This is a genomic window from Streptomyces sp. NPDC034043 (assembly GCF_055575675.1).
Genome location: NZ_JBVISF010000001.1, coordinates 51,034 through 76,480 on the forward strand (window position 1 = coordinate 51,034; position 25,447 = coordinate 76,480).

Consider the following 25,447-nt stretch of genomic DNA (forward strand, 5'->3'; position numbering starts at 1 on the left):
GCCCGCGGCAATCGGGCCGGCCCACCCAGCCAGTGAACCGCACGCGAGAGGACCACCGTCATGCCCCGTCGCCTCACCGTCGCCGAACGCCACGCCTCCGCCACCAAGGACCTCCTCCTCGAGGAGATAGCCGACCAGTCCTCGTGGGACCAGTTCCTCGTCGAGCAGGCCGTCTTCGCCGCCCTCCGCGCCTACGGCACCTGCTCCGCCAACGACCTCCGTGACCTGCTGCCCGAGATGGGCCACGGCTTCCTCGGCGCCGCCATCAACGCAATGCGGCAGGGCGGACTGATCCAGCACACCGGACAGGCCGTCCCTTCGACCCTCGGCAGCACCCACGGCCACCGCATCGCCGTCTGGCAGCTCACCGACAAAGGCATCGCCGTCGCCACCCGGAGTGCCGCAGCCCGCCGGAGGGCCGCATGAGCCCCGACACGGTCTGGCCGTGCTGCACCCTCGCCGCCTGCGGCTTCCTCGCCTGGGCCTGGCACGGAGCCACCCGCGAAGACCGCCGCTGGCAACGCAGCGCCTCCGATGCCGCCCGACCCACCGACGCGGACAAGCAGGCCGCACTCGACCTCATCGACTGCCTCGCCATCTGGAACGCCACCCAGCACGACATCCCCCACCAGACCCACCGGACGGAGGAAGACCAGTGACCATCAGCAACGCGATCCGAGACGCCCGCAACCGGCGTCAAAACCAGCGGCGTGCGCTCAAGGCCCAAGGCGCATGGAACCCGTGGGTCGACGCCGACCTCGTCCGCGACCACATGACATCCCTTCGCAAGCAGGGGGTCACCCTCAGGCGGATCTCCGAGCTGTCGGACACGCCCTGGGGCGAAATCAACAGCATCACCTACGGCACCGGTCGGACCCGGATCCGGAAGGTGCGGACTGAGATCGCCGAGCGGATCCTCGCCGTGCAGCCCACCTGGGACAACGTGCGCGACGAGAGCTTCATGCCCTCCACGGCCGCCGTCCGCCGCCTCCAGGCGCTCGTCGCAGTCGGCTGGCCGGCACTCCACCTCGCTGCCGAACTGGGCATGCACGCCACCTACCTCAACGTCTTGCTCCGCGGGAAGAAGGACAAGGTCACCGGCCGAACCAACCGGCTGGCGGCAGAGCTCTACGGCCGCCTGTGGAACGTCGACCCGCTCAGCCGAGGCGTCAGCAGCGACGCCAAGAAGCGCGCCCAGTCCCGGGCACAGAGCTGGGGATGGGCACTGCCCGCCGCCTGGGATGACGACCACATCGGAGATCCCGACGCCCAGCCCGACAGCGGAGAACACACACCCCGCTACATCGCGCTCGCCGAGGACTGCGCCGAACTGGAACGCCTGGGCCACAGCCGGCAGCAGATCGCCGAACGTCTCGGCGTCACCCGCGACGGCCTCCAGCGTGCCTTGTCCCTCTACCGGCAGGCCCAGCTCGGGGAGGCGGCGTGAAGGTCCAGCCCTGGGAAGACGACGCCTACTGCCGCGACATCGGCCCCGAAGTCTTCCACCCCACCGGCCGCGGCGCCGAGCTCGCCGCCGGCGTCGAGGCAGCCAAGGCCCTCTGCCGGAAGTGCCCGGTCCTCGAACCGTGCCTTGCTCGGGCCCTCGAGTTGGAGGGTGCCGCCGACCGGTACAGCCGCGACGGCATCTGGGGCGGCCTCACCGGCCCCGAACGCGCCGCCCTCACCACCGCGGCCTAGCCGCTTCCCCACCCGCACCAGCCAGAGAGAAGACCACCACCATGGCACGAGGCCACGGCCGGATCCTCACCAGCATCTGGGAGGACGCCGACTTCCTCGCCCTCGAGGAGCGCGAGCAGAGGCTCTACCTCTTCCTGATCTCGCAGCCGAACCTGAACCACGCCGGGCTGCTGGACCTCACTCTGCGCCGATGGGCACGTAAGGCCCGCGGTCTCACCTCCGCCGAACTCGAGAAACTCCTGCAGGCCCTTGAGGCCGCCCGGTTCATCGTCATGGACGAGGACACCGAGGAGCTCCTGATCCGCTCGTTCATCCGCAACGACGGCGTCTGGCGCATGCCGAAGGTCATGGGTGCTGCCGTGTCGGGGGCGCTGGAGATCTCCTCCAAGCGGCTGCAGCAGGCCCTGCTCGCCGAGATGAACCGGATCCCCCTCGATGAGCTGAGCGACGAGCCGGCCAAGCTCCGCAACGGGAGCGAAGGGCCGTCGATCCGGCGGCAGGTTGAGGCCCACCTTATGACCCTGCAGAACGCCTTCGGTGGCCCCACCTGCGACCCTCCCCGAGGGGGTTCGGCAACCCCCTCCGCAACCCCTTCGGCAACCCCCTCCGATACCCCTGACGAGGGGGGTCCGAAAGGCTCTACGCGCGGGCGCGCGCCCCTGCACGTGCGCGCGGCCCCTGCCCCTGCCCCTACCCCTACCACCAACCCCATAGAAGACATGTGGGCTGAGGAGCCGTTCGGAGCCGAACCCACCGATGGGGTCGAGGCCTCCGACGCGGCAGAGCCGCTCGGCGCGACGATCACTGAAATCCGGCCCGACGTTGAGCAAGCCTGCTCGCTGCTCGCCGACCTCATGGAAGCCAACGGCTGCCGCCGCCCAGCCATCACCAAGGACTGGCGAGACGCAGCCCGCCTCCTGATCGACAAGGACGGCGTCCCGCTGGACGACGTGCTGGGCGCCATCCGCTGGTCCCAAGCGAACGAGTTCTGGCGCTCGAACATCCTCTCGCTCCCGAAGCTCCGCAAGCAGTACGACACCTTGCGCCTCCAGGCGCAGCGAGGCCGCGCGCTAGCCGGCCCGCAGACCACCGAACGCAATCTCACCGACGAGGAGATCGCCAATGCCTCCCACTTCGCCTGACGAGTCCCCGATGGACTCCTGGCGCAACGAACGCCGCGACCAGGCAGTCGCCGCCTTCACCGCCCGCATCCCCGCCCTGTACGCCAACGAGATCGACCTCGACCCTGCCGTGGCCGCCTGGGCCGACCGCACCGACGGGGCACCGACGAGCCTGTTCATCTGGGGCCCGCTCGGCGTCGGCAAGACCCACGCGGCCTGGCGGGCCGCCCGCCGCTGGATCGGCGCCCAGTTCGCCGGCGACTACCGCGGCACCCCCATCGTGCAGACCTGGCGATCCACCGCCCTCTTCGACGCCCTGCGCCCCGACAGCGAGGGCGGCACCCCGAAGAAGCTCATGCGGGAGCTCCAGACCGCCAGCCTGCTCTACATCGACGACCTGGCCGCCGCCCGCGTCTCCCCGTCCGGCTGGACCCAGGAGCGCCTTTACGAGATCTTCGACGAGCGGTACGTCAACCGGCTGCCCATCCTGGTCACCAGCGACGTCAAGCCCAACCAGATCAGCCACATCGTCGGTGAACGCGTCACCTCCCGAGCCGCCGAGATCTTCCGCGGTGGCGTCGTCCACCTCGCCGGCAGCGACCGCCGCCAGGGCGGTGGAGCATGAGCGACGACCTGTGGGACGAGCCCACCGACATGCTCGGCGCTGTTGCCGCGTTCGGCGACGTAGACGCCGAACGCATCCTCGCCGCCACCGCCATGGCCCGGCCCGACATCGTCGACGAACTCGCGATGCAGGGCTTCGACCCCGCCGACTTCACCCGCGACCAGTACCGCTGGGTCTGGTACGCAGTCGAGGAACTCCGCGCCAGCTTCAAGGGCGGCGAAATCCGCTACATCGCCGTCGACAGGCAGCTCCAGACCTGGCGGGCTGAGGGCCGCATCCCCTCCGTGCCCCTCAACCAGAACCAGCTGACCGAGCTGTACGCCCACGCCCAGCACGGATCCGCCGACTGGTACGCCGCCCGCATCACCGAGAAGGCCGTCGCCGCCCGGCTGGCCGCAGTCGGCGCCGACGCCAAGGCCCGAGCCCAGTCGGCGACGTTCAACGCCGACGACGACGTTGCCGCCATCCAGGGCGCACTGGACGGCGTCGTCCGCACCAACGCCGCCGACGAAACCCGCCTCGTCGGCAGCCTGCTCGAAGACGTGCTCACCGAAGCGACGACCCCGCCCAACCACGACAACCGCATCCCAACCGGCTTCGCCGACCTCGACGCCCTCTGCAGCGGCGGATTCGCCCCCGGCCAGCTGGTCGTCATCGGTGCCCGGCCGGCCATGGGCAAGACCACCGCCGCCCTCGGTTTCGCCAGGGCTGCGGCAATCCGATACGGCATCCCGACGCTCTTCGAGTCCCTCGAGATGAGCGCCAATGAGCTTGGCCGCAGCATCGTCTCCGCCGAGGCCCGCGTGGCCCTGCATCACATGAAGCTGGGCATGGCCACCGACGACGACATTCAGCGCATGGCCCGCCGCACGCCTGCCATCGCCGCCGCGCCGCTGTACATCAACGACGGCGCGAGCCTGTCGATGCCAATGCTCCGGGCCCGGGTTCGGAACCTGGTCCGCACAGCCGGCCTGCGGCTCGTGATCGTGGACTACCTGCAGCTGATGCAGGCGCCCAAGGCCGAGTCCCGGCAGGTCGCCATCTCGGAGATGTCCCGCCAGCTGAAGCTCCTGGCCAAGGAGTTCCAGATCACCGTCGTCGTCCTGGCCCAGCTGAACCGCGGGCCCGAGCAGCGACAGGAGAAGCTTCCGCAGGTCAGCGACCTTCGCGAGTCCGGCGCGATCGAGCAGGACGCCGACATCGTGATCCTGCTGCACCGGCCGGACGCCTACGAGAAGGAATCCCCCCGAGCCGGCGAGGCCGACTTCATCGTCGGCAAGCACCGCGGCGGCCCGACGGCCACGATCACCACCGCCTTCCAGGGGCATTTTGCTCGATTCGTCGACATGGCGAGTGGGTGAGCGGGATGCCTTCCATCGAGGAACGCCGCTGCATCGAGTGCTGCTCCGCGAAGTACTACGCGCGGGAACGGTGCCAGACCTGTTACGGCCGGTACCGCCGGCAGCGGCTGCGGGAGGGGACCTTCACGCTGCTTCTGACCCATGGTGCGCCGCTCGAAAGGCTTGACGCTCGGACCGAACCCGGTCCGAACGGATGCCAGCTGTACACGGGGACCCTGAACAACAAGGGCTACGGACAGATCAGCGTCGATGGAAGCCCAAAGCTGGCTCACCGTGCGCTCTACGAGCTGCTGGTCGGGCCCGTACCTGTCGGGATGTTCCTGGACCACACATGCCACAACCAGGATCCGTCTTGCATGGGCGGCGTCGGATGCCTTCATCGTCGGTGCATCAATGTGGATCACCTTGAGCCCGTAACTGGGGCGGAGAACACCCGCCGGGGCAAGAGCTGGGCGATCAACGGCACCAAGACGCACTGCCCGCAGGGACACCCCTACGACGGAAGGAACACGCACGTCTACGACGGCCGCCGATACTGCCGCGCTTGTAACCGGCAAGTCCTGCGCCGACGGCGAGAGGCGGCGTGATGACCGACCTGACCCCCGAGGACATCGCCGCCGCGCGCGAGGAAGGCGACCTCGTCGCCCTGCTCCTCATGGCCGCCGGCATCACCCCGACCGCCGTGCCGAGGCAGCGAACCGCCGAGCCCGACCCGGACAGCGTCCACATCGCGCACCCCGGCGCCTGGCCCACCGGCACCAGCCGGCCCACCCCCGTGCCTGCGGTATCCGGCCCGCAGATCGACGTGGCAGTCGCCAGTTACCGCCGTTGGCTCGTCGCCGACCGGCCCGCCGCCAGCACCACCTGCCCCTGCCATGGCTGCACACCCGGAGGGATCACGTGACGGACACCTGCCCCAACTGCCTCGAGCGGGAAATAGAGCCCGCCATCGCCCGCCGCCGCGGGCAGATCATCCGCCACGGCTACGAGTGCCCCCACTGCCGGCAGCAGTGGATCACCGAACGGATCGACACCGCCTACCCGCGACAGGAAGCCGCATGACCGGCACCGAATGGCAGCAGCCCATCCCCACCCGACCCCGAAAGGCCAGCCGATGACCGAGCAGCCCGCCGTCGTCGAGTACCTGTACGAGCTGTGGGACGCCAACTGGGACGACGGCCCCCTCGGCAACTACAAGATCCTCCAGCACCCGATCACGAAGAAGACCCCGAAGCGGATCTACTTCACCTACTCGACCGGGCTACACCGCGCCGGGTACGTCGACCGCCAGAAGATCGAGGCCGATGGAGTGCTCTACCACGGTCAGACGTACCGCCGCCTGCACCTGACCCCGCCCGAGATCCCCGACCACAGCCGCAAGCCGTCCCGGGCGGAGCTGCGGAAGGCGATGGCTGCCGCCCACCCCGACCGGGGCGGCAGCGACGCCGAGTTCATCGCCGCCCGCCAGCGGTACGAGCGGGCCCGCACCGCAAGCCACACCCGACCCCGAAAGGCCAGCCGATGACCAGCAGCCTCGTCGTCGCTGACGCCAGGCGCCTCCCACTGGCCCCCCAGTCGATCGACCTCGTCGTCACCTCCCCGCCGTACTGGAAGAAGCGTGACTACGGCCTCGCCGACCAGCTTGGCCAGGAGTCCATTCCCGCCAGGTACGTGGCTGAGCTCATGAACTGCCTCACCGAATGGGGCCGAGTCCTCACCCCGACCGGCTCCGTCTTCCTGAACGTGGGCGACACGTGGCACAAGCGCTCCCTCGCCGGCATCCCCGCCCTCCTCGAAGCTGCCGCCATCGGCGCCGGCTGGCTCGTCCGCAACCGGATCGTCTGGACCAAGACCCGCGGCATGCCCGACCCCGCCCGCGACCGCCTCGCCTCCCGGCACGAGTACGTCCTGCACCTGACTCGTCGGCGCTACCACTACGACCTTGCCGGATATGCCGATCAGTACGGCAGCGGCGCCAACCCCGGCGACGTCTGGCGCATCAACCCGGAGCGCAGCCTGTCCCCGCACCTGGCCCCCTTCCCGACCGAGCTAGCTCGCCGGGCGATCCTCCTCGGATGCCCCACCGCCGTCTGCACGACCTGCGGCGGCCGTCGTGAACGGATCCTCGGTCGCGCAACTCGGCTGGACCAGAGCCGACCCCAGGCCCGTCGCGCCATGCAGCTTGCGGCGGAAGCCGGCCTTACCGCAGCGCACATTGCGGCGATCCAAGCCACTGGGATCTCAGACGCGGGTAAAGCCCTGGCGATCCAAACCGGGACCGGCCGGAACTCGGAGACAGTGCAGGCGCTCGCGGCCGAGGCCAAGGTCGCGCTAGGGGGCTACTTCCGCGAGTTCACCATGGCGCCTCGCATCACCATCGGTTGGACCGACTGCGGGCACAACGCCTGGCGGCCAGGGCGCGTGCTCGACCCGTTCTCCGGCACCGGCACCACCGGAGTCGCCGCCAACGAAGTCGGACTGGACTACGTCGGTGTCGACCTCAGCCCGGACTGCCACCAAGCCGCACGTCCCCGGCTCTCGGCCGAATCGATGCTGCCCGCCGCCTGACCGCCCACGACGCAGATGGCCAGCCGCGGGCAATGCGGCTGGCCATCCGAATCCGATCATCCCAGACCCAAGGAGAGCCCTGATGCCCAACCGCATCCAGCGCCGACGCACCCGCGGGTGGCGCAAGCCCGACAACGCCGTGATCGTCAGCCGGCCCAGCCGGTACGGCAACCCGTTCACCATTCAGTCCGCCATCGACGCCGAGTGGTCCGACCCCCGCCGCGTGGTCGTCGTGCACTTTGCCGAGTGGCTCCGCGTCGGCACCGCAGGCGGCTGGTACGAGGAGACGTATCGGCTCGGCCGCCAGACCCTCGACCGTCGCGTCATGCTCGCTGAGCTGCCCGGCCTTCGCGGCCGGGATCTCGCCTGCACCTGCCCGCTGCCCAAGCCAGGCCAGCCGGACATCTGCCACGCCGCCGTCCTCCTGGCTCTGGCGAACGCCGATGGCGACCCGGCCGACGTTCTGCGCGAAGTCGGCGCCGGGCTATACCAGGCCGAGTCGTGATCGCGCCCGCCCGGCCGCAGCCGACATCCCGACGCGGACCCAGCAGCAGACCCGTCACCCCCCACCAGCTCCAGGCCCTCCGTCTGGCAGCCGGCGGCGCCACCCACGCGGCCATCGCCCGCCAGCTCGGCATCGACGAGAAGAGCATCGGCAAGCTCATGACCGAGATTTTCCGCAAGCTCGGAGCCGCGAACATGCCCAACGCCGTCCTCCTTGCCTGCCGGGCAGGCCTGCTGGACGGCCGGCCGCTCCTCCGCCACGGCGACCATGCGGGCTACGAGGCCCACCGCAAGCGCCGGATCCCGGTCTGCGACGCCTGCCGGGCCGGCGAGAAGGCGTACCGGGAGGGACTCAAGGCCCAGAAGCTACCGGCACGTTAACTCCCTCGCGGTCTGGACCCCCTCGTGCAAGAAAAGCCCCCCCCCTGCCCTCCGAGGCCCTCAGATCCGGCACCGTAACCCGAGAAGAGGCAAAAATGCCCGACACCCAAGACCCCGCCCGGCCCGCCACCGCTGCCGTACACCCCGCATGCGGCAACTGGTGGACCGGACTCAGCCGCAGCCACTGCCCCGCCTGCTGCCGCACCTTCTCCACCGACAGCGCCGCCGACCGCCACCGCCAAGGCCGCCACGGCATAGACCGCCACTGCGTCGACCCCGCCACCGTCGGTCTCATCGCTGTCAACAAGCCCTACGGCGTCCTCTGGCAGAACCCCGCCCCCGACGGACCGGCCTGGTTCACCAAGAGCGACTGACTGGCCGTCGCCCCACTGGCCGCCCCACCACGGGGCGGCCGGCCCCAACCCTCACTCCAGGAGACCCACCGTGATCGAACAGCCCACCGACACCAGCCCACACACCCCGCCATGCATCGACGGCGACCACTGCGGCGAACTCCACTGCCCCGCGCGTGCCCCGCGCCGCCGCCTCACCGAGTCGGAGCACGACCGCGCCTGGCACGCCATCGAAGGCCTCGACTGGGAAGCCGGACCCGATCCGGACACCGTGCTGAACGCTGTCCTCCGCGCGCTCCGGATTGATCCGCCCGCCTGACAGGACTCCAACCGGCCGCCCCGCCCCCGGGGCGGCCAGCCCACCCGAAACCGACCCCGAAAGGACCGACATGACCGAGCAGTCCCGTGAGTACGTCAACAGGATGAGCCGCGCTCTCGCCCGCGCCAACGCCCTCTCCGAAGAGTGGGCCGGAGACATGACCCTCGTTACCCGCTCCGCCGCAGCCGACCTCTTCGCGTCGGTGCTGGAACTCAACGGCTGGGAGCGGCCCGACCAGGTCCCCGCAGCGCTTCGCCTCGTACCCGGCACGAGCCAGTCGTGACCGCCGTCCGAACCGACCCTGAAAGGCCCGAAATGACCAGTCGTCCCAGCAAGCCCTGGCTCGTGACCCTCACCGGCCCTGACTACACGGATGCCTTCAGCTACACCAGCGAGAAGGCCGCCTACCGGTTCCTCCTGGCCGCCCTGCGCTCAGGAGGCCCCGCAACCACAGCCCGAGTTGACCAGTGGGAGGGCGGGCGGTGGTGGCACTTCGAGACGGTCGAAGCAGCCGACCTGCCGCCCGCCTCGTGACGTCCGAGCAGCTTCCCCTGTGGGTGCCGGAGCCCTGCCACGCGGCAGACCCGGCACCCGCCAAGCCCCGCACCAGCGCCGCCGACCAGCTCCGCGCCCTCCGCGAACGGCGGATCGAACCCGAAGCCGGACGCGCCGCCGGCGGCTGGCGGATGTGGACGCCCTTCGGCGACGACATCCGCATCACCACCATCACCCCACCCCGGAGGTACCTGTGATCGAGTCTGGACGGATCTACCGCAGCCTCAGCAACCGCCACTCCGCCGACGAGCCCACCCGCATCAAGATCCGTAGCAGCCTCGTTCAGAAGGCCGACGGCGGCAGCCAGGTTCAGGTCGTCACCCTCACAAAGTCCGGCCGGGAAGTCCGCCCTCGATGGATTGACACGGCCCAGCTGCACGCCACCGCCACCACTCGAGACGGCCAGCCCCGCCGCACCGGCTACGTCCTCGAGGCCAAGAGCGACGGGAGCCAGCCGTGACCGCTCCCATCGACTGGGGCGACGAGCCTCCGCGGCCCGAACTGGAAGCCCCGGCCGTGACCCCCGACGCCCGGCCCTGCGAATCCTGCGACCTCTACATGGCCACCCTCCGCGGACTCGTCACCGACTGGCACAGCGCCGGCAGCCCGACCGGCCGCGGCCCCCACAGCCAGCAGATCGGCGCCGCACTCGCCATGTACCTCCAGCACGAAGCCAGCCACCAGAACGCCTGACCCGCCCGCGCCGCCCGCACAGGAGAACGCCGTGAACGAGAGCCCCGACTGCACCGTCTGCTCCCGCCAGCTGTGGGAAGACGAGACCGGCCGCTACGCCTGCAAACCCTGCCAGCGCCGCATCGGCGACGACCTCGCCGCCATCGCCGGACCCAGCGGCCTCTACGCCCGCCTCTGCCTCCGCATCCAGCCCACGGCCACCGGCAACAGCGGGCCCCACGTCTCCGGCAGCCGCTCCGCATCCATCCCCGCCAACCTGCACATACTCGACCTCACCTCCAACGGCGGCCTCGTGTCCCTGCTCGAAGCGTGGGTCGCCGACTGGGCCAGCTACGGCCTCGCCGCCATCGGCGCCGGCGGCCGACTCCAGCACCGCGTCGACGAAGCCGTCGCCACCCTCCAGCTCAACCTCCCCAGAGCAGTCGACAGGCACCCCGCCCTCGACGAATTCGCTGGCGAAATCTGGCAGCTCAAGCGGCAAGTCGAGAGTCTCATCGACGGCGAACGGCCCTCCCGTCGAATCCCCGTCGCCTGCCCCTGCGGCCACATCCTGCGCGTCACCCTCGACACCCCCGGCGCCCGCTGCGGCGGCTGCGAAACGCAGTACGGGCACGCCGAGGTGCTGCAGCTCCCGATGGCCCAGCGGACCGCGGCGTGTTTCTGAACCCCCACTTGATTGGAAGCCCTGAAAGGACCTCTCGATCAGTTCTCCTTGGGACCGCGGATGTCGTCGGCGATGGCACGCTGCTCTGCTGCCGCTAGCTGGTGGGTCTCGGCGATGGTGGGCTCGGCCGCGGCGAGCCCATCGAATGCCTCGGCCATCGCGACGTGGACGTCTGCCCACCGCTGCCGGGACGCCGCGTGGCCATCGGTGCCGCTGGCCTCGAACGATGCTGTGTATGCCGTGGTGCTCGCCTGGCGGAGCTCGTCCAGTTGCCGGTAGAGGCTCTGGGCGGTGGATCGCGTCTTGTCCGCGGCTCGCTGGTCGACCACGTTGCGTGGGTCGGTCGCTGCGAGCCCGGCGGTGATCGCGTGGGGGACGGTCGGATACACGTTCGCTGTGGTCAGGTCGGCATACCACTCGTCCATGGCGCGGGCGTCGGCGAGCGATCCGAGCATGCGGCGGCGCCGGCGACCGTGCAGAGTCCACGAGTGGACGGCGTCGGCCCACCGTTCGTGTGCACTCTGCTTGGTGCTGCCCGCGGCCTGGCCGATCGAGGCCCAGCTGGCGCCCCTCTCCCGCTCAACGATGACGGCGCTCTCCACCACGGCGTCGGCGAGACGCCTCAGCTCCAGCGCATCCCGCAGCGTCGACCCGACTTCGTGCGTCGTGCGGGGCTTGAGGGGAAAGTCGGCGATCACCTGGCAGACCACGGAGTAGAGCGCATCAGCGTGCGCGATGTAGGCCTCATCCAGCGGAGTCAGCGGTGCGTTCCGGGTCGCCGCCTCGTCCAGTTCCGCTTCGAGGAACTCGGACATTGACGAGGGGGCGGGCGTCTCGTGCTTGTCTGTCATGTCGTCAGGGTATCCCTGACGACCTTCATTCGTCAGGGATACCCTGACGAATGAAGGTCAGTCGTCGGTCGGCGCCGCCTCAGTCAACTGGGGTGGCGCCCTTCCGGGCGAGGCGACGGCACGTTGAGCTGCGATCGGCAAACCAGCCGCAGCCAAGGGTCGCGAAGCGATAGGAAGGGGCTTCCACACCCATGAAAGGCGCCTCCGTGATCGAATTCGTCCCCCGCAGCGGACCACCCGAAGCCATGCACTGCGCCACCGTCGTCTGCGACGCCTGCCGGCAACAAGTCCACGGCAGCGGCAACCTCGTCTGGGGTCGGCGGATGGGAAGCCTCGCCGACGGCTCCGACATCCAGCACACCCCACTCTTCGCAGCCCACAAAGGCGTCTGCGACAGGGCCCTCGACGTCTGGCTCAAGCGCCAGTACCCCCAAGGCGAATGGCTCCTCATGTGGGAAGAACTCGGCGACTTCCTCAAGCAGGTGGCCTACAACGCCGAACACGCCTTCGCCGACGACAACAAGGGCGAGTACCACAAGACGATCCTCAAGATGCCAGCCAGCGACCTTCATGCCGAAGCCCCGACGTTCGACCCGAGTCGCTGAGCACGACGAAGGCCCCGCCCGGTTGGGCGGGGCCTTCACTACCGTCCGGGGTCAGGCGGTCAGTGCGATCTGGTCCCGGGGCGCGGTCAGAACCTGCGCGTACAGGCAAGACAGACGTGCAATCCGCGCCACCGCTCCAACCGGGTTGTCGCCTTCGAGGCCTTCCTGAATATGAACGCCCCCCAAGCGGCACCGGCCACGACCACTGCCAGGCCCAGCACCACCCCACCCGACGCGGCCGTCACGATCCCCAGCGCCACCACCGCCAGCGATGCCCAGTAGCTTGCCGCTGGCCCCCCTGGCGGCGCATAGCTCGCCTTCTGCGGAGACTCGGCAGGGAGCGACTGCCAGTAGTGCGGCAAATCCACGACATTCGACGAACCGCATTCGGCCTGCGGACAAACGACCACACCAACCCCCTGAACGCTGGCAGTGAACCACCGCACACTGCCCGCCGAGCCAGCCGTCCACGACTACGGCAACTCGGATGTGGCCAGCGTCACACACCAAGCCTCACGGCGGCCCCGCAGATCACCCGACACACATCAAAGGCCCGCCACCCATACGAGCAGCGGACCTGTGTGCGGATTGTCAGCAGGAAGCGACAGCGAGGGCTAGCACCACAAGACCACGCCACGAAGGCCCCGCCCACCGGATGGTGAACGGGGCCTTCGTGGCTGTCCCGGGGTCAGAACAAGCCGACATCCTGCTGCGCGCGGATCTCAACCAGCCGGGCGTGCGCCGAGCGCAACCCTCGCACCCGCTGCTCCAGCGTCGAGATCACCGTCGCCAGACCATCTGGGTCCAGACCCTCCATCCAGTGGTCATCCACCACCTCGACCACCGCATGCGGCACCCGCTCAGCCGGCCGACGCGAGAACGGGATCATGCTGAGTTTCACGCCCAGGACACGGAACTGCTCCGCGTACCCATTCGTGTTCACCGGCATATGCACGTCACTGCCGCGCGACTCACACCAGATGTCCTCCGGGAATGTCGGCCGCTCCATGTCCCGCGAGTGGTCCACCTCGCAACCCGGCATGCAGGTCGCGATACGGGCCTTGTTGGTGACCTTGTCGACGAATGCCCACTGACGGGGCGCGGAGGCCGGGACGGCGGAACGCTCGGGCAGTACAGTGGTCATCGAGAACTCCTTCTTCGAGGTGTATCTCCTGATCAGCGAGGTAGTGACTCGCTGGTTGAACAGGCCGGGCGTTGGTAGCGCCCGGCCGTTCGCGTTTCACGCTGTGCGCTTGTTGTGCAGGATGTTGTACCGAGGTCGCTCTGTCTGGATGGCCGCCGCTTCAGCAGCGAGTGCACGGGCTCTCGTGGAGAACCACTCGATCGAACGAGTAGCGACCTCCGGCCACCAGGCCTTGTCGGCGGCGTGCGTTTTCCAGCGGAATCCCAAGTCGTGCGTCACGCCGATGTACATCAGGTTCTGATGACGATCCCGGAGGCGGTACAGCGCGGTAGCTACAGGCGTGAACGGCGTCCCCCAGTCGACCACGCGCACCTGCTCCGGACTCCAGTCCTCCAGCTCCCACTGGCCGTACCGCACTTGCGGGCCCCCGTTCGGGCAGCTGTTGGCGGTACCCAGGTAGCGCAGGGTAGGGAGGAACTCCGGATAGAGCTCGGCGAGGTAGGGCGGGAGGCCCTCTTCCCTGCTGGTGTCGTAGAGCTTGAAGAGCGCAGGGCGCTCGGGCATAGATGTCCCCTTCCCGAAGGTCCTTCGTTGTGTGTATCCCGAAGGGCTTCTACGCTTGAAGTCTGCCCAACTCCTTCGGAGAAGTGCAAGCGTTTCGCAGAGTTCGCACGTCAGGCAGGAGGTCGTAGCATCTTCGGAGTACCAGCATGGGAGGCAAGGCATGCCGAGAGAGGCGCAGCGCAAGCAGCCGAGGCACGAAGAGATCGCCGATCTGCTTCGCGCCCAGATTGACGACGGGACGCTCGCACCTGGGGCGAAGCTCCCCAGCGAGAAGAACCTCCTGGAGCAGTTCGACGTCTCCCTGACCACGCTCCGCTCGGCCCTCGACGCCCTGAAAGCAGAGGGGCTCGTGTCGAGCAAGCAGGGGGTCGGCATCACGGTGCGGGCATTCCGCCCAATCCGCAGGCCGGCGGTGCAGCGACTCTCCTCCGAGGTGTGGTTGACCGGCAAGTCGATCTGGGACGCGGATCAAGAGGACCGGCCGTGGCGCGTGGACGTCTCGGTCGACGAAGGGCCGGCCACCCCTCGCGTAAACAGGATCTTCGGCGTGGAAGGGCAACCGATGTGTCGGCGCAGTCGGCGCTTCTTCATCGAGGAGAAGCCGGTTCAGCTGGCGACGTCGTACCTGCTCGCGGATCTGGTGGCCGGCACGCAGATTACCCAGGTGGACACGGGACCCGGCGGCTTGTACGCCCGCCTGGAGGAGCTCGGCCGTAAGCCGGTGCGCTTCAGGGAGGAGGTGCGTGCGCGAATGCCACGACCGTCGGAGCGGGAGGACCTGGAGCTACCACCCGGAACCCCCGTGCTAGAGATCACCCGCATCGCTGCGGATGTCGAGGGTGTCGTCGTCGAGGTGAACGAGATGCTGCTTGACGCTGGCTCGTACATCCTGGACTACGCCTTCACTTCGTAGAAGTTTCAGGCGAACCCCTGGCCTCTTGGCCAGGGGTTTTTCTGTTTTGCGCCCCCGCGTGCGCCCAATGGCGAACCTGGAGAGCTTGAGTTCTTCGGAGAAGTTAGCTTCACTTGCTTCATCAGCGAAGAGCTCCTTCTTCGGAGGAGACTTCGGCCCTATTTGTGATGTCTTGGGAGCGCACAAGATGAATGACCCCAGCGCCGCTCCGGAGAGGTTCCTCCGGGCCCGGGAGGTGGCCGCCAAGCTCAGCGTCCACATCTCCACCGTCTACCGACTTGCCGACTCCGGCGCGCTCCGAGCGCACCGACTCGGCGAGGGGCAGCTCCGCAAGCGCGGGCTCCGTGTTCCGGAGTCTGCGGTGGAGGAGCTGCTGGCCGCGTCCCTCGTCTCCCCGGCGCAGGCGGAGGTGGCGTGATGCGGAAGCAGAGCGCCCTCCCCGCCCCGTCCCGCGAGCTGATCGCCGTGGGCCGTAAGTCCGGCGCCGGCCCTCTCGTCATGGTGTCTCGAAAGCAGCGCATCTCACTGCTGGGGGCCAAGCACCGCCTCGGCCAGCTCGCCCCGGCCAACCGGGACCTGCTGCTCACTGCCGCGGAGATCGCGGCCGCCACCAGCATCCCTACCGACCGGCAGGCAGACGACCGGGTCGCCCGCATGTACCTCCGGCAGGCCGCGAATCGGATCCTCCCGCGTCACGCGAGTGGCGAGGCCTCCCGCGCCTACGTCGTCCGCCTCCAGACCGAGCAGGCCATCGAGGACATCATCGAGACCATCGAGCCGCTCCTCGGCGAGGCGACGGTCGGAGACCTGCCGGCCCTGTACCAGCTGGCCGAGGCCTCGTGATGGGGGCCCGGTTCACGACGCACGCGAATGGTCTGCGCACCCACGGTTCGATCGAGCCGGTTCTGACTGTGCTGGATGTGCGGGGCTTTGAGCTCCGCGACATGCTCCTGATCGGCCTGAATGCGAACTGCGGGGCGATCTGGGTGGACAGCGAGGAGCGGGCCTGTGCTGTGAAGGTGGCTCTCGAGCCTGCCTTCCAGGTGAAGGTGCGCACCCAGCTGGGCCGGTGGGTCGCCGACTATGACCGGCGGCAGTTGGACGGTTCGGTGCCGTCCTGGTTCGTCCGGACGATCACGCTGAAGGACGGCCGGGTCGTCATGCAGGACGGCCGCTGGGTTGATGGTAGGGCCGAGTGATGGCCGACCAGCAGCAGCACCCCATCATCGACCAGCCTGCGACGCCGCAGGTGTGCAGCCAGGACTACCGTCCGCCGGCTGAGGCTGCTCAGGCCGCCGCCGAGGCTCGTACCCAGCTGGGTGCCCTGGGCTCCGGTCAGCAGCACACCCACCGCGGCTGAGTTCCGAAAGACCATCCCATACCCCCCTGAAGGAGAGCATTCATGGCCATCATCCGCACCAACTTCGGAGTCACCTACAACACCGACAATCTGTCCCTGGAAGACTTGAGGAACCTCGTCTACAAGCTCGACCACTGCAGCGGCGAATATGACGCCTTCCGCAAGATGGACGCGGAGCTCAAGAAGCGCGCGGCCAAGCTGGGGTGCGAGCCGTGGGCGTGATCGCGGACATCGTGGTCGTGTCCTTCGGGTACGGCCACGGCGCCCCGCCCGAGGCGACGGTCACGCTCGATTTGAGGACGGCGTTCAGGGATCCGCATGTCGATCCGCGCCTGCGCCACATGACCGCCGCCGATCGGCCGGTCCGTATGGCGGTACTGCGCACCCCGGGCATCCGGCCGCTGATGAAGGCGACCGTCGCCCAGGTCCGCGCCTACCGGCAGGGCCCGTCTGCCGGCCAGATCACCATCGCGGTGGGCTGTGTTGGCGGTAGGCACAGGAGTGCGACGGTCGCCCACTACCTCGCCCGCCGCCTTCGCCGCCGCGGCCTTCAGGTCCATCTGCAGCACCGCGACCTGGCCAAGCCCGTCATCGCACGCTGAACCCCGCCCCGGCACGATCACCGGAGGACAGCCATGCCCGAAACCGTCGCCGATGACTTGGATGACACGTGGGAGTGCCGCTTGTGTGGCGCGCCGGGTGGCTTCCCGTACTGCAACGAGGCCTGCCGGGTCGCCGACCAGCCGGACGAGGACTGACATCGCCGATCCCGACACCGTCTGAACTCCACCCCGCCTGACCACCGGAAGGATCGCTCGTGTTCACCGGTACTCCTGAAGAGCTGAAGCGCCGCGAAGCCCAGGCCCAGAACATCGCCGGCCGGATCGCCATGTTGCTGGACGACCTCGAAGCTCTCGGCCTCGGGTCTGCGTCCGGGCAGCTCCACACCCCTGGCGGAGTGATCCGTCAGCAGCCCGGCCGCGGCTGGGTCGTCACCAGCCGCTAGATCCCCCCACCCCAGCCCGACCAAACGAGGAGCACGTCATGCCCATCTTCAACCGCAACCCCAAGCCGCTGCTCTGGCCGCTCGACATGCAGGTGATGGCCCAGGGTCTCCGCGCCATCGCCGACGGCCTGGACGCCGGCGATGGCGAGGCCATCGCCCTCGTCGACGACGCCGACCTGCACCCCGAGACCATCCTCGCCTATCTCAGCCGCCACGCCATCTGACCAGCAAAGGAGACCATCATGGCCAACGTCACCCGCCTCGCGGACCGCCGCTCGACCACCGTCGAGGACGCCCTCGCCTCCATTCACGCCAGCGCCATCGCCGACTACCTGACCGCCGTCATGAACCGGGACTCGGACGGGATGCGGATCATCCGGCGCCGGGCTGAGCAGCTCGACGCCAAGCACGGTGGCGGCCTCGTCGACCAGCTCGACGCCCTCCGCAGCCAGTCGGCCGCCTGATGGGCAGCGTGTGGCGGGACGCCCGCAGCATCACTGACCTGGGCCAGAACATGGCCGCCTGGCTGGAGGAGCGACTCCCGTCCTGGCCGGGCTACCACGGCCCGTTCGGGCAGGAGGAGACGGACGGTGCCCGCCACCTGATCCCCGTCCTCGCCGCCGCGAACCGCGCCGGTTACGTCACCACCTGCTCGCAGCCGGCGTGCGACGAGGTCGTGGACGGCGTCCGGTGGCAGCCGCTCGCCACTTCATGAAGAACCCCGACCTGAAGGAGGTTCGCAAGCAGATCGTCGACGACATCACGAACGCCCGCAAGGCCTACCAGGACCTGGTGGCCGCAGGCAGCGGACATGGGCGGATCGCCCGTGACGCGAAGGCCGGTTTGGACGAGTACCTCGACGAACTGATCGCCTTCGACGCCGGGCGCTGGGCCCCCAAGTACCCCCGCTACTAGCAGTCCCGAAGGAGCCGCAGTGGACCGCTTGGAGAAGGCCGAGTGGCTGCGCGAGCAGGCCGAGAAGGCCAAGTGGTACGGCGACTGGGACCGAGGCGAAACCCTCGAAGCCCGCGCCGAGTACCTCGAGTACGAGGACGACGAGTTCTGACCAACCCCACTGACCGGTAGCCCACGCCTCAGGTCCGACCCCCGTACCTGAGGCCTGGAGATCCGACCAGTTCCACCATGCCACCCCACTTCGCGACACGAGGAGCTTCGCCATGCCCTGGATCTTCACCGTCACCAGCCGCACCGGCCAGCCCGTCAACCCGATCACTGGCGCCCCCACCGACAGCGTCAACGTCTGGGACGAGGACGACCTGCACCGCCGTCTCGCCATCGCCAAGGACGACCCCCGCGACCTGACCATCGAGGTCCGCCCCTTCACCCCGAAGGAGGCGTGAGATGGGCATCAACATCTCCCACGGAACGAACCAGTACGGCGAGATCTACCGCTCGGCCAGCGCCATCGCCAGCCTCGGGCGCCATCTCGCCTACGTCCTCAGCTCGAGCGACTGGCGTGGGATCCAGTACCTGTTCGACGGCAAGCGGATGTCCGACGAGGAGCTGGTCGGCCCCCGCGAGGCGCGCCGGATCGCCACGATCCTCCGTAAGGCCGCCGCCCACCCGCATATGTCGCGCGACGGTGCGGCGGAGGCCCTCGAGTTCGCTGCGGCGGCCACCTTCGCCGCCGAGTCCGGCGAACCGTGGATGTGGTCATGACCACCGCGCTGGTCGGCATCCACAAGGCGCGGGTCTTCCTGATCCTCGCGGGCCTGGCCTGGATCGCCGGCCTCCAGCCCCCGCTGCTGACTCGCCTCGCCATCGCCCTGCTGGTCGCTCTCGCGATCACCGGCGAAGGGCTCCTCGAGCGGCACGCGCCCCCTACCCCCGCACGTACCTGATCAAGGAAGGACAGTCCCGTGAGCAGCGACTACCGCTCCTGGGCCGAACGCGAGGCGGAAGCCAACCGGCTCAACGCTGAGGCCTCGAAAACGGCCGCCGAAGCCAAGGCGCTCGAGGCCGCCGCGCCGGTCGCCGCCGCCAAGGCCGAGACCGACCGCCTGTCGGAAGACCTCAAGAAGGCTCGCCTTCGCAAGCAGCTTGATGCTGTCAACGCCGAAGCCGAAGACGCCAAGGACGCTCGCGAAGAGGCCAACCGGGAAGCCCGACTCGACAAGGGGACGGCTTTTAAGCAGCTCGTCACCGCGCTTGTGGTGCTTGGCCTGCTCGCCTCGCTTCCCTCCCTGCTCGCCTACTTTCTTGGCCTCCGCGTCGAAGGTAAGCCCGACACGGGTCCGGCCTGGTACCTACTGTCCGTCCCGTTCTTCCTCGAACTCCTGGCATGGACCAGTGTCAAGGGCACTCAGTGGGCAGCCCGCAAGGGCTTCATCCGCTGGCCGTTCTGGATCCTGACCCTCACCCTCGCCGGGTACGCAGGGTTCATCAACGGCACCAAGGGCGCCGAGATGTTCGGCCCCATCGCAGGGTGGGCGCTCGCTTCTACGTCGATCTTCGGCCCGATCATGTGGGAGGTCCGGGAGGTCATCGAGGCCCGCACTGCCGGGGACAACCGCAATGCGGGTCAGCGGGCAGCCGATAAGGCCAAGGCGCGGGCAGAACGAGCAGCCGCCAAGGCTGAAGCGGCGCAGGACGCGGACCGCAAGAAGACGTTCCCCGACGAGTACGACGAGTACCGCCGCATCGTGATCGCCAACCCCCTCGGCGCGATCACCCGCGACGACGCTTGGCAGACCGCATGGAGCAACCTCCACGGCTTGGACGTAGCGGTCACCGTCAAGACACTCACGAGTCAAGCGAACGCCCGCGCTGCCATCGACGCGGTCACGTCCCGGTATGACCTGACGCCTGAAGCGATCGCCGTCGATGCCCTCCTGAAGGACCTCTTCTCCGAGTCACCGAAGGGCGACGACGACCCCGGCGCGACCCCCGCAAAGCGCGGCCCTAAGCGTCCACCTCAGACCCCCACAACCCTTGGGGGCATTGAGAACAAGGCCTCTCGGCGGCCGTCCGGAGGAAGGCCTCTGGAGCCCCTCGCAGAGGCAGACCTGGAAGCGGCCAGGCGGCTCCGCCAGGCGCTGCCAGGTGACGCCTTCTCGACGCCCGCAGTAGCCAAGGCCATCGGCCGGCGGTGGGGCTACGCCAAGCGCATCCGTGACGCCGTGAACGCCGAGCAGCAGTAGCCCACCCCGAGCAGACTGATAGGAGAGCCGTCGTGTCGACCGCCGCCCAGCATCCGCACCTGACCGTCGTCCCGCCCATGCCCGTCCAGCCGCCCGCCCCTCTCGAGGGCGTCGTCGTCCCCGCTACCAAGTCGACGCACGGAGTCGTCGCCCGGCTCGCCGGCCACGTCGTCGAGCACCGCGGCTACGCGCCGCTCGTCGGCCGCGGCTACCTCCGGATGGCGGAGCGATGGATCGACCGGTACCACGACGACTGGCCGCTGATGATCGCCACCGCGCGGAAGGAAATTGCTGCCGCCCAGACCTCCGCCGAGCAGAAGGAGAAGAAGCAGGCCGTCCGCGACCACCGCAAGGACTATCGCAAGCACCGCCTCGTCCACGCTGGGATCACCGCTGGCTGGACGGTGGCCGGGGGTGTTGGCCTCGCAGCCGGCACCATGACCGGCGGCCTCCTCGTCGACCTGGTCGCTGGAATCGGCGCCTATCTCTACGGGCTCCACCGCGGCATCAAGAGCGACGCCCCCCAGGTCACGGTCAAGCTTCCCGGCCAGATCGACGCCGGGACCACGACCGTGGATGCTGCGGCCCCCGCATCCGACGAGCCCGAGCTCCGGCGGATCCTTGCCCAGCTCGGCTTCCCCAACATCACCATCGTCGGCGCCCTCACCCGCGGCGACGGCACCCGCACCGTCACCTTCGACCTCGGCGGCACCGGCACCGTCACCGAACTCCGCAAGAAGACCGAAGGCCTCGCCAGCGCCCTCAAGAGGGACCTCACCATGGTCGACATCGACAAGGTGCCCGGCAACGCCGGCCGCGCCAGCCTGTGGACCTCCACCACCGACCCGTTCGAGGCGCCCCGCCCCAGCCCGCTCCTCGCCGACCCACAGCCCATCGACGCATTCACCGACGGCGTCCCCGTCGGGTGGACCAAGCGCGGCACCACTATCCGCCTGCCCATCCGCAACTCGCACTTCCTCATCGGCGGCACCACTCGATCCGGCAAGGGAGTCGGAATGGCCAACCTGATGGCCGGCGCCGCCCTCGACGCTCGGATCAACCTGCGTCTCGCGGCAGGCAAGGAAAACGGCGAGTTCGACGCTTACGCCAAGGCGGGCGTCGCGAGCACCTACTTCAAGCCCAACCCCAAGCGCCTCCTCGCCCTCATCGACGCCCTGCTCGCCGACATGGACCGCCGCAACAAGATCCTCGGCCGGCTCGGCAAGTCCAAGATGGTGCCCGCGACCATCAATCAGCTCGGCGGGATCGAACTCGTCGTCATCGACGAGCTGGCGACCTTCACTGCCAAGAACAGCCACGAAGACCGAGACGAGTTCCTGGAAAAGCTCATGAACCTGGCCGCAGTATCCGCCGGTGCCGGGATCCTCCTGGTCCTAACCACGCAGCTGCCGCAGGTCGACGTCGTGCCCAGCCGCCTATCCATGAACTGCTTGACCAAGTGGGCGATGAAGGTCGACAGCGCGAGCCAGTCCAACACGATTCTCGGTGATGGGCAGGCCGGCGCCGGACGGGACGCTAGCGCCTTCGATCCCCCGCGACCCGGCCTCGGCTGGATGGCCAACCCGTTCGCCGGTATCACCGACCTCGCCCGGTCCTTCGACCTGGACGAAGATGAGCGCGGAGAGATCACCCAGCTCATGGAACACGCCGCGCGCATCCGCACGGCAGCCGGCCGCCTCGCAGGGCAGTGGGACGACCCGATCGAGCAGTACCTCCTGAACGCGACCAGGCTGTCCTCGGCTGCCGGGGGCCCGAAGAACGACGGGGTGCCAGGCCGCTCCGCGACTCATGCCTCCGCCCACCCGATCGTCACGGAAGCGCTGGCGGTGATGGATGAGCGGGGAGTCGACCGGATGCGCACCGAGACCCTGGCCGCCGCACTCCACGTGACCGTGGACGAGTTGAAGGCCAAGCTGCGCGCAGCTGGCGTCCCTGACCCCAGCGGGATCGGCGAAGTGGACGGCCTCAAGAACCCCCGCGGCTACAAGCGCGAGACCCTCGCTAGCGCCTGATATGCACTGATCGTCCCCCTGATCGGGTGCTGCTCGGCCTGCTCCACCGCAGGTCAGCGCCCGATCAGCTCCCGGTCGCCAGCTGCTCGCGCCGACCGCCGAGCAGCCCCCGATCAGACGGCGAGCAGCCCCTGACCTGCACCGGAGCAGACCGAGCACACCCTCGAGCAGGTCACAAACCACCGCAAACTCATCACTGAAGGAGCATGTCATGAGCAAGACCTGGACCACCCGCCGGCGCAATGACGAGAAGGAGTTCCTTGGCTGGCTCGCCAAGGGCAAGACCGTCTACGTCATCGACGAGCAGGCCCATCTCGTTCCCGGCGTCATGCGCCCCCGCACCTACAGCGCCCACACCTGCACTGGCCGACACCCCCTCCTCGGGGGGTGGCAGATGGGTAACAACGCGGACGCCCGGACCTGGTTCCGCTGGGCCGGCACCGTCTACGAGACGCCGCCGAAGGGCTTCGAGCACATCAACGACCAGATGCGCGACCCCGCCGACGCCCGCCACTTCAAGGGCGCCATCCACGTCGACGACATCAAGGAGATGGAGTACGAAGCCGACCTCGCCGCCGACCGGACGATCGAAGCCCGGCGCAACGGATCGCGGCGGTGGTTCTGATGGCCAAGTCCCTGACCGACAAGCAGTGGATCAAGCAGAACAGCAACCTCGGCCCCGAGGCCTGTGCCCGGCGCGGATTGTGCGTCACATGCGGCGGCAAGGGCCAGCTGTGGTGGGTCTTCGGTGGAGAGCGCGGCTGCGTGACCTGCGACCGCTGTGCCGGCGACGGAAAGGCTCGGCCCCAGTGACTGAGACCGCCACCCGCACGGCCGCCGCCCCCACCCGGGCGGCGGCCCCCGCCCTCACCCTCGACGGCCGGCTCGCCCTCAGCCACCTGGCCATGGACGACCGTCTCGCGACCGCCGGCGTCGGCATCGCCGTCACCCTGGCCAGCCACCCGATCCCCGACTCCAGCAACGCCGACCCGATCATCCCAGCATGGCAGCCCACCTGCGCCACCCCCGCCGCCCGGACCCTCGAGACCGCAGGCCACCTGATCGCCGAACGCGGGTGGGGGCGACGCTGGCTCACCGGGCCCACCGGCGAGATCTGCGCCCGCGGAGCCATCGAAGCCGCAGCCCGCCTCACCGGCGGCAGCGCCGATGCCGCCGAGCAGGTCCTCCTCGACACCATCCGCGCCGAGCAGCCCCACTTCCAGTCCGTCCCCGCCTGGAACGACGCCCAGGCCGACGCCCGCCCCGTCCTGCGAATGATCGCCCTTGCCGCGCGAAAGGCCGACCGATGACCCCGTACCGCGGCGTGATGCCCGTCGCCTACCTCAACGACCAGCAGATCCGGCCCCGCGAATTCATCAAGTGGAGCCACGCCCACCGGCGCGAACGCCCCATCAATTGAAGGAGATCGACATGGACTACAGCGAGCCCTGCGGCGAGGGCATGTGCCAGTGCCACTGCGGTGCTGGCCACGCCTGCGGCTGCGACTGCCCCCGCTGCGACGACTGCCGCCAGCTGTTCGAGTACTGCGACTGCGAAGACTGACCTACTCGCGGCCCTGGCCCTCACCGGCCGGGGCCTGCTGCTTGACCGCCCGCGCGATCCACCCGTCCCCTAGCCGGTCCGTCGGCCACATCGCCGGCTCCGCACCCAGCGACAGGCACACCACCATCAACGCCGCACGGCACTCCGCCTCCGTGCCAGCCCGCACCATGACCGAGACCCCCATGGGCACATTCTGGCGGGACAAGGCGATCAGCGCGGGCCGAACCTCTTGTCAGTACCCCGAAGGAGAATGAACTCGTGCCGCGACACTTCACGCAGAAGCCCCCTTGGGTACGCAGCAACACGGGTGACCGGATACCCCACTCCGACAAGGTGGCGCACGACGACCCAGACCGCTCCGGGATCTTGATCACACTCCACCGTATGGAACTCGCGGGCGTAGAGATTGACGATAGGGCCGTTGAGATCGCCCGCGCCCTAACCCAGCTCCGCCGGAGAGAGATTGCGGAGGAGCGCCCGCCACAAGCAGCAATGCGGGTCGGAACCGACGCCAGCGGACGACCGAGGTGGGTCTACTACGTGCGTTGCGGCCACCTCATCAAGATTGGCACCACGGCCGACTTGACCAGCCGATTCCAATCCGTGAGGCCCAACGAGTTCCTGGCCAAGGAACCCGGCGGCCAAGAACTGGAGGCGGCGCGCCACCGCCAGTTCAGGCCTCTATTGGCTGGTGGTGAGTACTTCCACCCCGGCCCAGCACTTCAGGCGCACATCCTGGAACTGCGTGAACGCCTAGGCCCTCCCAACTGGGCTGGTTCCCTCCTGAAGGACGGTCACGACTTCTTCCCTGACAACCCTGGTTGACGCCCGGCTCCGGCGAGCGTAGTTTGTGCTTGACTAGATTTCGCTGTCTCCAAGGGCCACCCCGGCGGGTGGCCCTTCGCGTTATCCGGGGGTGGCCATGGATTCTTCTGCTCGCGGGATGGTGAGCGAGGACCTCGCCGCCTACTACTCGGGGCGGCCGGCTTCCACCATCCGAAGGTGGGCGGCGGAGGGGCGGATCGGTCGGTACGGCTCAGGCCGCGGCAAGGTCCGCTACAGCGTCTTTGAGCTTCCTCACGCCATCCGCGACGAATACACCGGCGAGCTCCTCCAGCCCGGTATCGCGCCGCCCATGCCCCAGCGGAGCCCGAAGGCCGCCTGAGAGGGGGAGCCGTGAGCTTGGTGCAAATGGTTGTCGCAGACGATCTGCTTGACACGCTGCCTGAGGCCCTGTTGCTCATGAAGGCCCGTGAGGTCGCTCACGCTCCGGCCGAGCAGCCCGGCTATACAGCCGTCACCCTGGTGGTCGACGGAGCCCCAGAGAGCGCTGTAGGTGTCGCACCGGTCTTTCAACGCACCCCAGACGGTTTCCGCGTCATGAGCATGAACTGGCAGTACTGAC

At 68.8% G+C, this 25,447-nt stretch carries 52 protein-coding genes; 48 read left to right on the forward strand and 4 right to left on the reverse strand.

Annotated features, from left to right (window positions below):
• Positions 1-60 precede the first annotated feature (60 nt).
• From ACZ51S_RS00335 to ACZ51S_RS00440, 22 genes are all read left to right on the forward strand, one after another.
• A complete protein-coding gene (locus ACZ51S_RS00335; RefSeq protein WP_468958966.1) occupies positions 61-426 on the forward strand; it encodes a hypothetical protein in 366 nt (121 codons plus the stop codon).
• Complete coding sequence (locus ACZ51S_RS00340; protein WP_468958968.1) at positions 423-659, forward strand: hypothetical protein; 237 nt, start codon at positions 423-425, stop codon at positions 657-659. Before ACZ51S_RS00335 ends, ACZ51S_RS00340 begins: the two co-directional genes overlap by 4 nt.
• The gene (locus ACZ51S_RS00345) at positions 656-1,447 is read left to right on the forward strand and encodes a hypothetical protein (RefSeq protein ID WP_468958970.1); all 792 of its coding nucleotides are present in this window, start codon (positions 656-658) and stop codon (positions 1,445-1,447) included. The genes ACZ51S_RS00340 and ACZ51S_RS00345 overlap by 4 nt, the downstream gene beginning before the upstream one ends.
• On the forward strand, positions 1,444-1,698 hold the full coding sequence (locus tag ACZ51S_RS00350) for a WhiB family transcriptional regulator (RefSeq protein ID WP_468958972.1): 255 nt from the start codon (positions 1,444-1,446) through the stop codon (positions 1,696-1,698). Before ACZ51S_RS00345 ends, ACZ51S_RS00350 begins: the two co-directional genes overlap by 4 nt.
• A 41-nt stretch (positions 1,699-1,739) precedes the next feature.
• Entirely contained in the window at positions 1,740-2,840 is a 1,101-nt protein-coding gene (locus ACZ51S_RS00355; RefSeq protein ID WP_468958973.1) for a hypothetical protein, read from the forward strand.
• Positions 2,821-3,444, forward strand: coding sequence for a DnaA ATPase domain-containing protein (locus ACZ51S_RS00360; RefSeq protein WP_468958974.1), 624 nt, complete (start codon positions 2,821-2,823; stop codon positions 3,442-3,444). Before ACZ51S_RS00355 ends, ACZ51S_RS00360 begins: the two co-directional genes overlap by 20 nt.
• Complete coding sequence (locus ACZ51S_RS00365) at positions 3,441-4,805, forward strand: replicative DNA helicase (protein ID WP_468958975.1); 1,365 nt, start codon at positions 3,441-3,443, stop codon at positions 4,803-4,805. Before ACZ51S_RS00360 ends, ACZ51S_RS00365 begins: the two co-directional genes overlap by 4 nt.
• A gap of 5 nt (positions 4,806-4,810) precedes the next feature.
• Positions 4,811-5,392 (forward strand): HNH endonuclease family protein, encoded by a 582-nt coding sequence (locus tag ACZ51S_RS00370; protein WP_468958978.1) that lies wholly within the window; start codon positions 4,811-4,813, stop codon positions 5,390-5,392.
• Positions 5,392-5,709, forward strand: coding sequence for a hypothetical protein (locus ACZ51S_RS00375; protein ID WP_468958980.1), 318 nt, complete (start codon positions 5,392-5,394; stop codon positions 5,707-5,709). The genes ACZ51S_RS00370 and ACZ51S_RS00375 overlap by 1 nt, the downstream gene beginning before the upstream one ends.
• Positions 5,706-5,867: a hypothetical protein gene (locus tag ACZ51S_RS00380; protein ID WP_468958981.1), complete on the forward strand. Its 162-nt coding sequence runs from the start codon at positions 5,706-5,708 to the stop codon at positions 5,865-5,867. Before ACZ51S_RS00375 ends, ACZ51S_RS00380 begins: the two co-directional genes overlap by 4 nt.
• Positions 5,868-5,919: 52 nt before the next feature.
• A complete protein-coding gene (locus ACZ51S_RS00385) occupies positions 5,920-6,330 on the forward strand; it encodes a hypothetical protein (protein WP_468958982.1) in 411 nt (136 codons plus the stop codon).
• Positions 6,327-7,373: a DNA-methyltransferase gene (locus tag ACZ51S_RS00390; protein ID WP_468958984.1), complete on the forward strand. Its 1,047-nt coding sequence runs from the start codon at positions 6,327-6,329 to the stop codon at positions 7,371-7,373. Before ACZ51S_RS00385 ends, ACZ51S_RS00390 begins: the two co-directional genes overlap by 4 nt.
• An 82-nt stretch (positions 7,374-7,455) precedes the next feature.
• On the forward strand, positions 7,456-7,878 hold the full coding sequence (locus ACZ51S_RS00395; protein ID WP_468958986.1) for a DUF4326 domain-containing protein: 423 nt from the start codon (positions 7,456-7,458) through the stop codon (positions 7,876-7,878).
• Positions 7,875-8,258, forward strand: coding sequence for a response regulator transcription factor (locus ACZ51S_RS00400; RefSeq protein ID WP_468958987.1), 384 nt, complete (start codon positions 7,875-7,877; stop codon positions 8,256-8,258). Before ACZ51S_RS00395 ends, ACZ51S_RS00400 begins: the two co-directional genes overlap by 4 nt.
• 95 nt (positions 8,259-8,353) lie before the next feature.
• Positions 8,354-8,632, forward strand: coding sequence for an FDXHR family putative zinc-binding protein (locus tag ACZ51S_RS00405; protein ID WP_468958989.1), 279 nt, complete (start codon positions 8,354-8,356; stop codon positions 8,630-8,632).
• Between the two features lie 70 nt (positions 8,633-8,702).
• Complete coding sequence (locus ACZ51S_RS00410) at positions 8,703-8,930, forward strand: hypothetical protein (protein WP_468958991.1); 228 nt, start codon at positions 8,703-8,705, stop codon at positions 8,928-8,930.
• Between the two features lie 70 nt (positions 8,931-9,000).
• Entirely contained in the window at positions 9,001-9,213 is a 213-nt protein-coding gene (locus ACZ51S_RS00415) for a hypothetical protein (protein ID WP_468958994.1), read from the forward strand.
• 32 nt (positions 9,214-9,245) lie between these two features.
• Positions 9,246-9,464 carry a hypothetical protein gene (locus ACZ51S_RS00420; RefSeq protein ID WP_468958996.1) on the forward strand — a complete coding sequence of 73 codons (219 nt, stop codon included), beginning with the start codon at positions 9,246-9,248 and terminating at the stop codon, positions 9,462-9,464.
• Positions 9,461-9,682: a hypothetical protein gene (locus tag ACZ51S_RS00425; protein ID WP_468958998.1), complete on the forward strand. Its 222-nt coding sequence runs from the start codon at positions 9,461-9,463 to the stop codon at positions 9,680-9,682. Before ACZ51S_RS00420 ends, ACZ51S_RS00425 begins: the two co-directional genes overlap by 4 nt.
• On the forward strand, positions 9,679-9,945 hold the full coding sequence (locus ACZ51S_RS00430; RefSeq protein WP_468958999.1) for a hypothetical protein: 267 nt from the start codon (positions 9,679-9,681) through the stop codon (positions 9,943-9,945). The genes ACZ51S_RS00425 and ACZ51S_RS00430 overlap by 4 nt, the downstream gene beginning before the upstream one ends.
• The gene (locus tag ACZ51S_RS00435; RefSeq protein ID WP_468959002.1) at positions 9,942-10,178 is read left to right on the forward strand and encodes a hypothetical protein; all 237 of its coding nucleotides are present in this window, start codon (positions 9,942-9,944) and stop codon (positions 10,176-10,178) included. Before ACZ51S_RS00430 ends, ACZ51S_RS00435 begins: the two co-directional genes overlap by 4 nt.
• A gap of 31 nt (positions 10,179-10,209) precedes the next feature.
• The gene (locus ACZ51S_RS00440) at positions 10,210-10,842 is read left to right on the forward strand and encodes a hypothetical protein (protein WP_468959003.1); all 633 of its coding nucleotides are present in this window, start codon (positions 10,210-10,212) and stop codon (positions 10,840-10,842) included.
• Between the two features lie 38 nt (positions 10,843-10,880).
• On the opposite strand, the gene ACZ51S_RS00445 is transcribed toward ACZ51S_RS00440, so the two are convergent.
• On the reverse strand, positions 10,881-11,693 hold the full coding sequence (locus tag ACZ51S_RS00445; RefSeq protein WP_468959006.1) for a hypothetical protein: 813 nt from the start codon (positions 11,691-11,693) through the stop codon (positions 10,881-10,883).
• Positions 11,694-11,899: 206 nt separating this feature from the next.
• Here ACZ51S_RS00445 and ACZ51S_RS00450 point away from each other — a divergent pair, with 206 nt between their 5' ends.
• Entirely contained in the window at positions 11,900-12,298 is a 399-nt protein-coding gene (locus ACZ51S_RS00450; protein ID WP_468959009.1) for a hypothetical protein, read from the forward strand.
• A gap of 688 nt (positions 12,299-12,986) precedes the next feature.
• Here the strand turns inward: ACZ51S_RS00450 and ACZ51S_RS00455 are convergent.
• Both ACZ51S_RS00455 and ACZ51S_RS00460 read right to left on the reverse strand, forming a co-directional pair.
• Positions 12,987-13,442 (reverse strand): DUF6907 domain-containing protein, encoded by a 456-nt coding sequence (locus ACZ51S_RS00455; protein WP_468959012.1) that lies wholly within the window; start codon positions 13,440-13,442, stop codon positions 12,987-12,989.
• A gap of 96 nt (positions 13,443-13,538) precedes the next feature.
• Positions 13,539-14,006 carry a GIY-YIG nuclease family protein gene (locus ACZ51S_RS00460; RefSeq protein WP_468959014.1) on the reverse strand — a complete coding sequence of 156 codons (468 nt, stop codon included), beginning with the start codon at positions 14,004-14,006 and terminating at the stop codon, positions 13,539-13,541.
• Between the two features lie 160 nt (positions 14,007-14,166).
• On the opposite strand from ACZ51S_RS00460, the gene ACZ51S_RS00465 reads away from it, so the two are divergent.
• The 22 genes from ACZ51S_RS00465 to ACZ51S_RS00570 all read left to right on the forward strand — a co-directional run bounded on the left by ACZ51S_RS00465 (position 14,167) and on the right by ACZ51S_RS00570 (position 24,042).
• Complete coding sequence (locus tag ACZ51S_RS00465) at positions 14,167-14,919, forward strand: GntR family transcriptional regulator (protein ID WP_468959016.1); 753 nt, start codon at positions 14,167-14,169, stop codon at positions 14,917-14,919.
• A gap of 187 nt (positions 14,920-15,106) precedes the next feature.
• The gene (locus ACZ51S_RS00470) at positions 15,107-15,337 is read left to right on the forward strand and encodes a helix-turn-helix transcriptional regulator (protein WP_468959018.1); all 231 of its coding nucleotides are present in this window, start codon (positions 15,107-15,109) and stop codon (positions 15,335-15,337) included.
• Positions 15,337-15,762 (forward strand): hypothetical protein, encoded by a 426-nt coding sequence (locus ACZ51S_RS00475; RefSeq protein ID WP_468959021.1) that lies wholly within the window; start codon positions 15,337-15,339, stop codon positions 15,760-15,762. The genes ACZ51S_RS00470 and ACZ51S_RS00475 overlap by 1 nt, the downstream gene beginning before the upstream one ends.
• Complete coding sequence (locus tag ACZ51S_RS00480; protein ID WP_468959023.1) at positions 15,762-16,118, forward strand: hypothetical protein; 357 nt, start codon at positions 15,762-15,764, stop codon at positions 16,116-16,118. The genes ACZ51S_RS00475 and ACZ51S_RS00480 overlap by 1 nt, the downstream gene beginning before the upstream one ends.
• The gene (locus ACZ51S_RS00485; protein ID WP_468959025.1) at positions 16,118-16,279 is read left to right on the forward strand and encodes a hypothetical protein; all 162 of its coding nucleotides are present in this window, start codon (positions 16,118-16,120) and stop codon (positions 16,277-16,279) included. The genes ACZ51S_RS00480 and ACZ51S_RS00485 overlap by 1 nt, the downstream gene beginning before the upstream one ends.
• Positions 16,280-16,321: 42 nt before the next feature.
• Positions 16,322-16,501 carry a hypothetical protein gene (locus tag ACZ51S_RS00490; protein WP_468959026.1) on the forward strand — a complete coding sequence of 60 codons (180 nt, stop codon included), beginning with the start codon at positions 16,322-16,324 and terminating at the stop codon, positions 16,499-16,501.
• Positions 16,492-16,881 carry a RapZ C-terminal domain-containing protein gene (locus tag ACZ51S_RS00495; protein WP_468959029.1) on the forward strand — a complete coding sequence of 130 codons (390 nt, stop codon included), beginning with the start codon at positions 16,492-16,494 and terminating at the stop codon, positions 16,879-16,881. Before ACZ51S_RS00490 ends, ACZ51S_RS00495 begins: the two co-directional genes overlap by 10 nt.
• 215 nt (positions 16,882-17,096) lie before the next feature.
• Positions 17,097-17,285, forward strand: coding sequence for a hypothetical protein (locus ACZ51S_RS00500; protein WP_468959031.1), 189 nt, complete (start codon positions 17,097-17,099; stop codon positions 17,283-17,285).
• Positions 17,286-17,323: 38 nt separating this feature from the next.
• Positions 17,324-17,509 carry a hypothetical protein gene (locus tag ACZ51S_RS00505; protein ID WP_468959034.1) on the forward strand — a complete coding sequence of 62 codons (186 nt, stop codon included), beginning with the start codon at positions 17,324-17,326 and terminating at the stop codon, positions 17,507-17,509.
• Between the two features lie 18 nt (positions 17,510-17,527).
• The gene (locus ACZ51S_RS00510; RefSeq protein WP_468959036.1) at positions 17,528-17,749 is read left to right on the forward strand and encodes a hypothetical protein; all 222 of its coding nucleotides are present in this window, start codon (positions 17,528-17,530) and stop codon (positions 17,747-17,749) included.
• The gene (locus ACZ51S_RS00515; RefSeq protein WP_468959039.1) at positions 17,749-18,000 is read left to right on the forward strand and encodes a DUF6919 domain-containing protein; all 252 of its coding nucleotides are present in this window, start codon (positions 17,749-17,751) and stop codon (positions 17,998-18,000) included. Before ACZ51S_RS00510 ends, ACZ51S_RS00515 begins: the two co-directional genes overlap by 1 nt.
• On the forward strand, positions 17,976-18,200 hold the full coding sequence (locus ACZ51S_RS00520; RefSeq protein ID WP_468959041.1) for a hypothetical protein: 225 nt from the start codon (positions 17,976-17,978) through the stop codon (positions 18,198-18,200). Before ACZ51S_RS00515 ends, ACZ51S_RS00520 begins: the two co-directional genes overlap by 25 nt.
• A gap of 19 nt (positions 18,201-18,219) precedes the next feature.
• Positions 18,220-18,351 (forward strand): hypothetical protein, encoded by a 132-nt coding sequence (locus tag ACZ51S_RS00525; protein WP_468959043.1) that lies wholly within the window; start codon positions 18,220-18,222, stop codon positions 18,349-18,351.
• 112 nt (positions 18,352-18,463) lie between these two features.
• On the forward strand, positions 18,464-18,646 hold the full coding sequence (locus tag ACZ51S_RS00530; RefSeq protein WP_468959045.1) for a hypothetical protein: 183 nt from the start codon (positions 18,464-18,466) through the stop codon (positions 18,644-18,646).
• A 1-nt stretch (position 18,647) separates the two neighbouring features.
• The gene (locus ACZ51S_RS00535) at positions 18,648-18,965 is read left to right on the forward strand and encodes a DUF7739 domain-containing protein (protein WP_468959047.1); all 318 of its coding nucleotides are present in this window, start codon (positions 18,648-18,650) and stop codon (positions 18,963-18,965) included.
• Complete coding sequence (locus ACZ51S_RS00540; RefSeq protein WP_468959049.1) at positions 18,962-19,147, forward strand: hypothetical protein; 186 nt, start codon at positions 18,962-18,964, stop codon at positions 19,145-19,147. The genes ACZ51S_RS00535 and ACZ51S_RS00540 overlap by 4 nt, the downstream gene beginning before the upstream one ends.
• A gap of 18 nt (positions 19,148-19,165) precedes the next feature.
• On the forward strand, positions 19,166-20,446 hold the full coding sequence (locus tag ACZ51S_RS00545; protein ID WP_468959051.1) for a hypothetical protein: 1,281 nt from the start codon (positions 19,166-19,168) through the stop codon (positions 20,444-20,446).
• Between the two features lie 32 nt (positions 20,447-20,478).
• Positions 20,479-22,479, forward strand: a complete 2,001-nt coding sequence (locus tag ACZ51S_RS00550; protein WP_468959053.1) for an FtsK/SpoIIIE domain-containing protein — start codon at positions 20,479-20,481, stop codon at positions 22,477-22,479.
• 211 nt (positions 22,480-22,690) lie between these two features.
• Complete coding sequence (locus tag ACZ51S_RS00555; RefSeq protein WP_468959055.1) at positions 22,691-23,104, forward strand: hypothetical protein; 414 nt, start codon at positions 22,691-22,693, stop codon at positions 23,102-23,104.
• Entirely contained in the window at positions 23,104-23,292 is a 189-nt protein-coding gene (locus ACZ51S_RS00560) for a hypothetical protein (RefSeq protein WP_468959057.1), read from the forward strand. The genes ACZ51S_RS00555 and ACZ51S_RS00560 overlap by 1 nt, the downstream gene beginning before the upstream one ends.
• Positions 23,289-23,789 carry a DUF6197 family protein gene (locus ACZ51S_RS00565; protein WP_468959059.1) on the forward strand — a complete coding sequence of 167 codons (501 nt, stop codon included), beginning with the start codon at positions 23,289-23,291 and terminating at the stop codon, positions 23,787-23,789. The genes ACZ51S_RS00560 and ACZ51S_RS00565 overlap by 4 nt, the downstream gene beginning before the upstream one ends.
• Positions 23,790-23,910: 121 nt before the next feature.
• Positions 23,911-24,042, forward strand: coding sequence for a hypothetical protein (locus ACZ51S_RS00570; RefSeq protein WP_468959061.1), 132 nt, complete (start codon positions 23,911-23,913; stop codon positions 24,040-24,042).
• Between the two features lies 1 nt (position 24,043).
• On the opposite strand, the gene ACZ51S_RS00575 is transcribed toward ACZ51S_RS00570, so the two are convergent.
• Complete coding sequence (locus tag ACZ51S_RS00575) at positions 24,044-24,226, reverse strand: hypothetical protein (protein WP_468959062.1); 183 nt, start codon at positions 24,224-24,226, stop codon at positions 24,044-24,046.
• A 200-nt stretch (positions 24,227-24,426) separates the two neighbouring features.
• Here ACZ51S_RS00575 and ACZ51S_RS00580 point away from each other — a divergent pair, with 200 nt between their 5' ends.
• From ACZ51S_RS00580 to ACZ51S_RS00590, 3 genes are all read left to right on the forward strand, one after another.
• Positions 24,427-24,867 (forward strand): hypothetical protein, encoded by a 441-nt coding sequence (locus ACZ51S_RS00580; RefSeq protein ID WP_468959064.1) that lies wholly within the window; start codon positions 24,427-24,429, stop codon positions 24,865-24,867.
• Positions 24,868-24,964: 97 nt separating this feature from the next.
• Positions 24,965-25,207: a helix-turn-helix domain-containing protein gene (locus ACZ51S_RS00585; RefSeq protein ID WP_468959065.1), complete on the forward strand. Its 243-nt coding sequence runs from the start codon at positions 24,965-24,967 to the stop codon at positions 25,205-25,207.
• A gap of 26 nt (positions 25,208-25,233) precedes the next feature.
• Entirely contained in the window at positions 25,234-25,446 is a 213-nt protein-coding gene (locus ACZ51S_RS00590) for a hypothetical protein (protein WP_468959068.1), read from the forward strand.
• Position 25,447 lies beyond the last annotated feature (1 nt).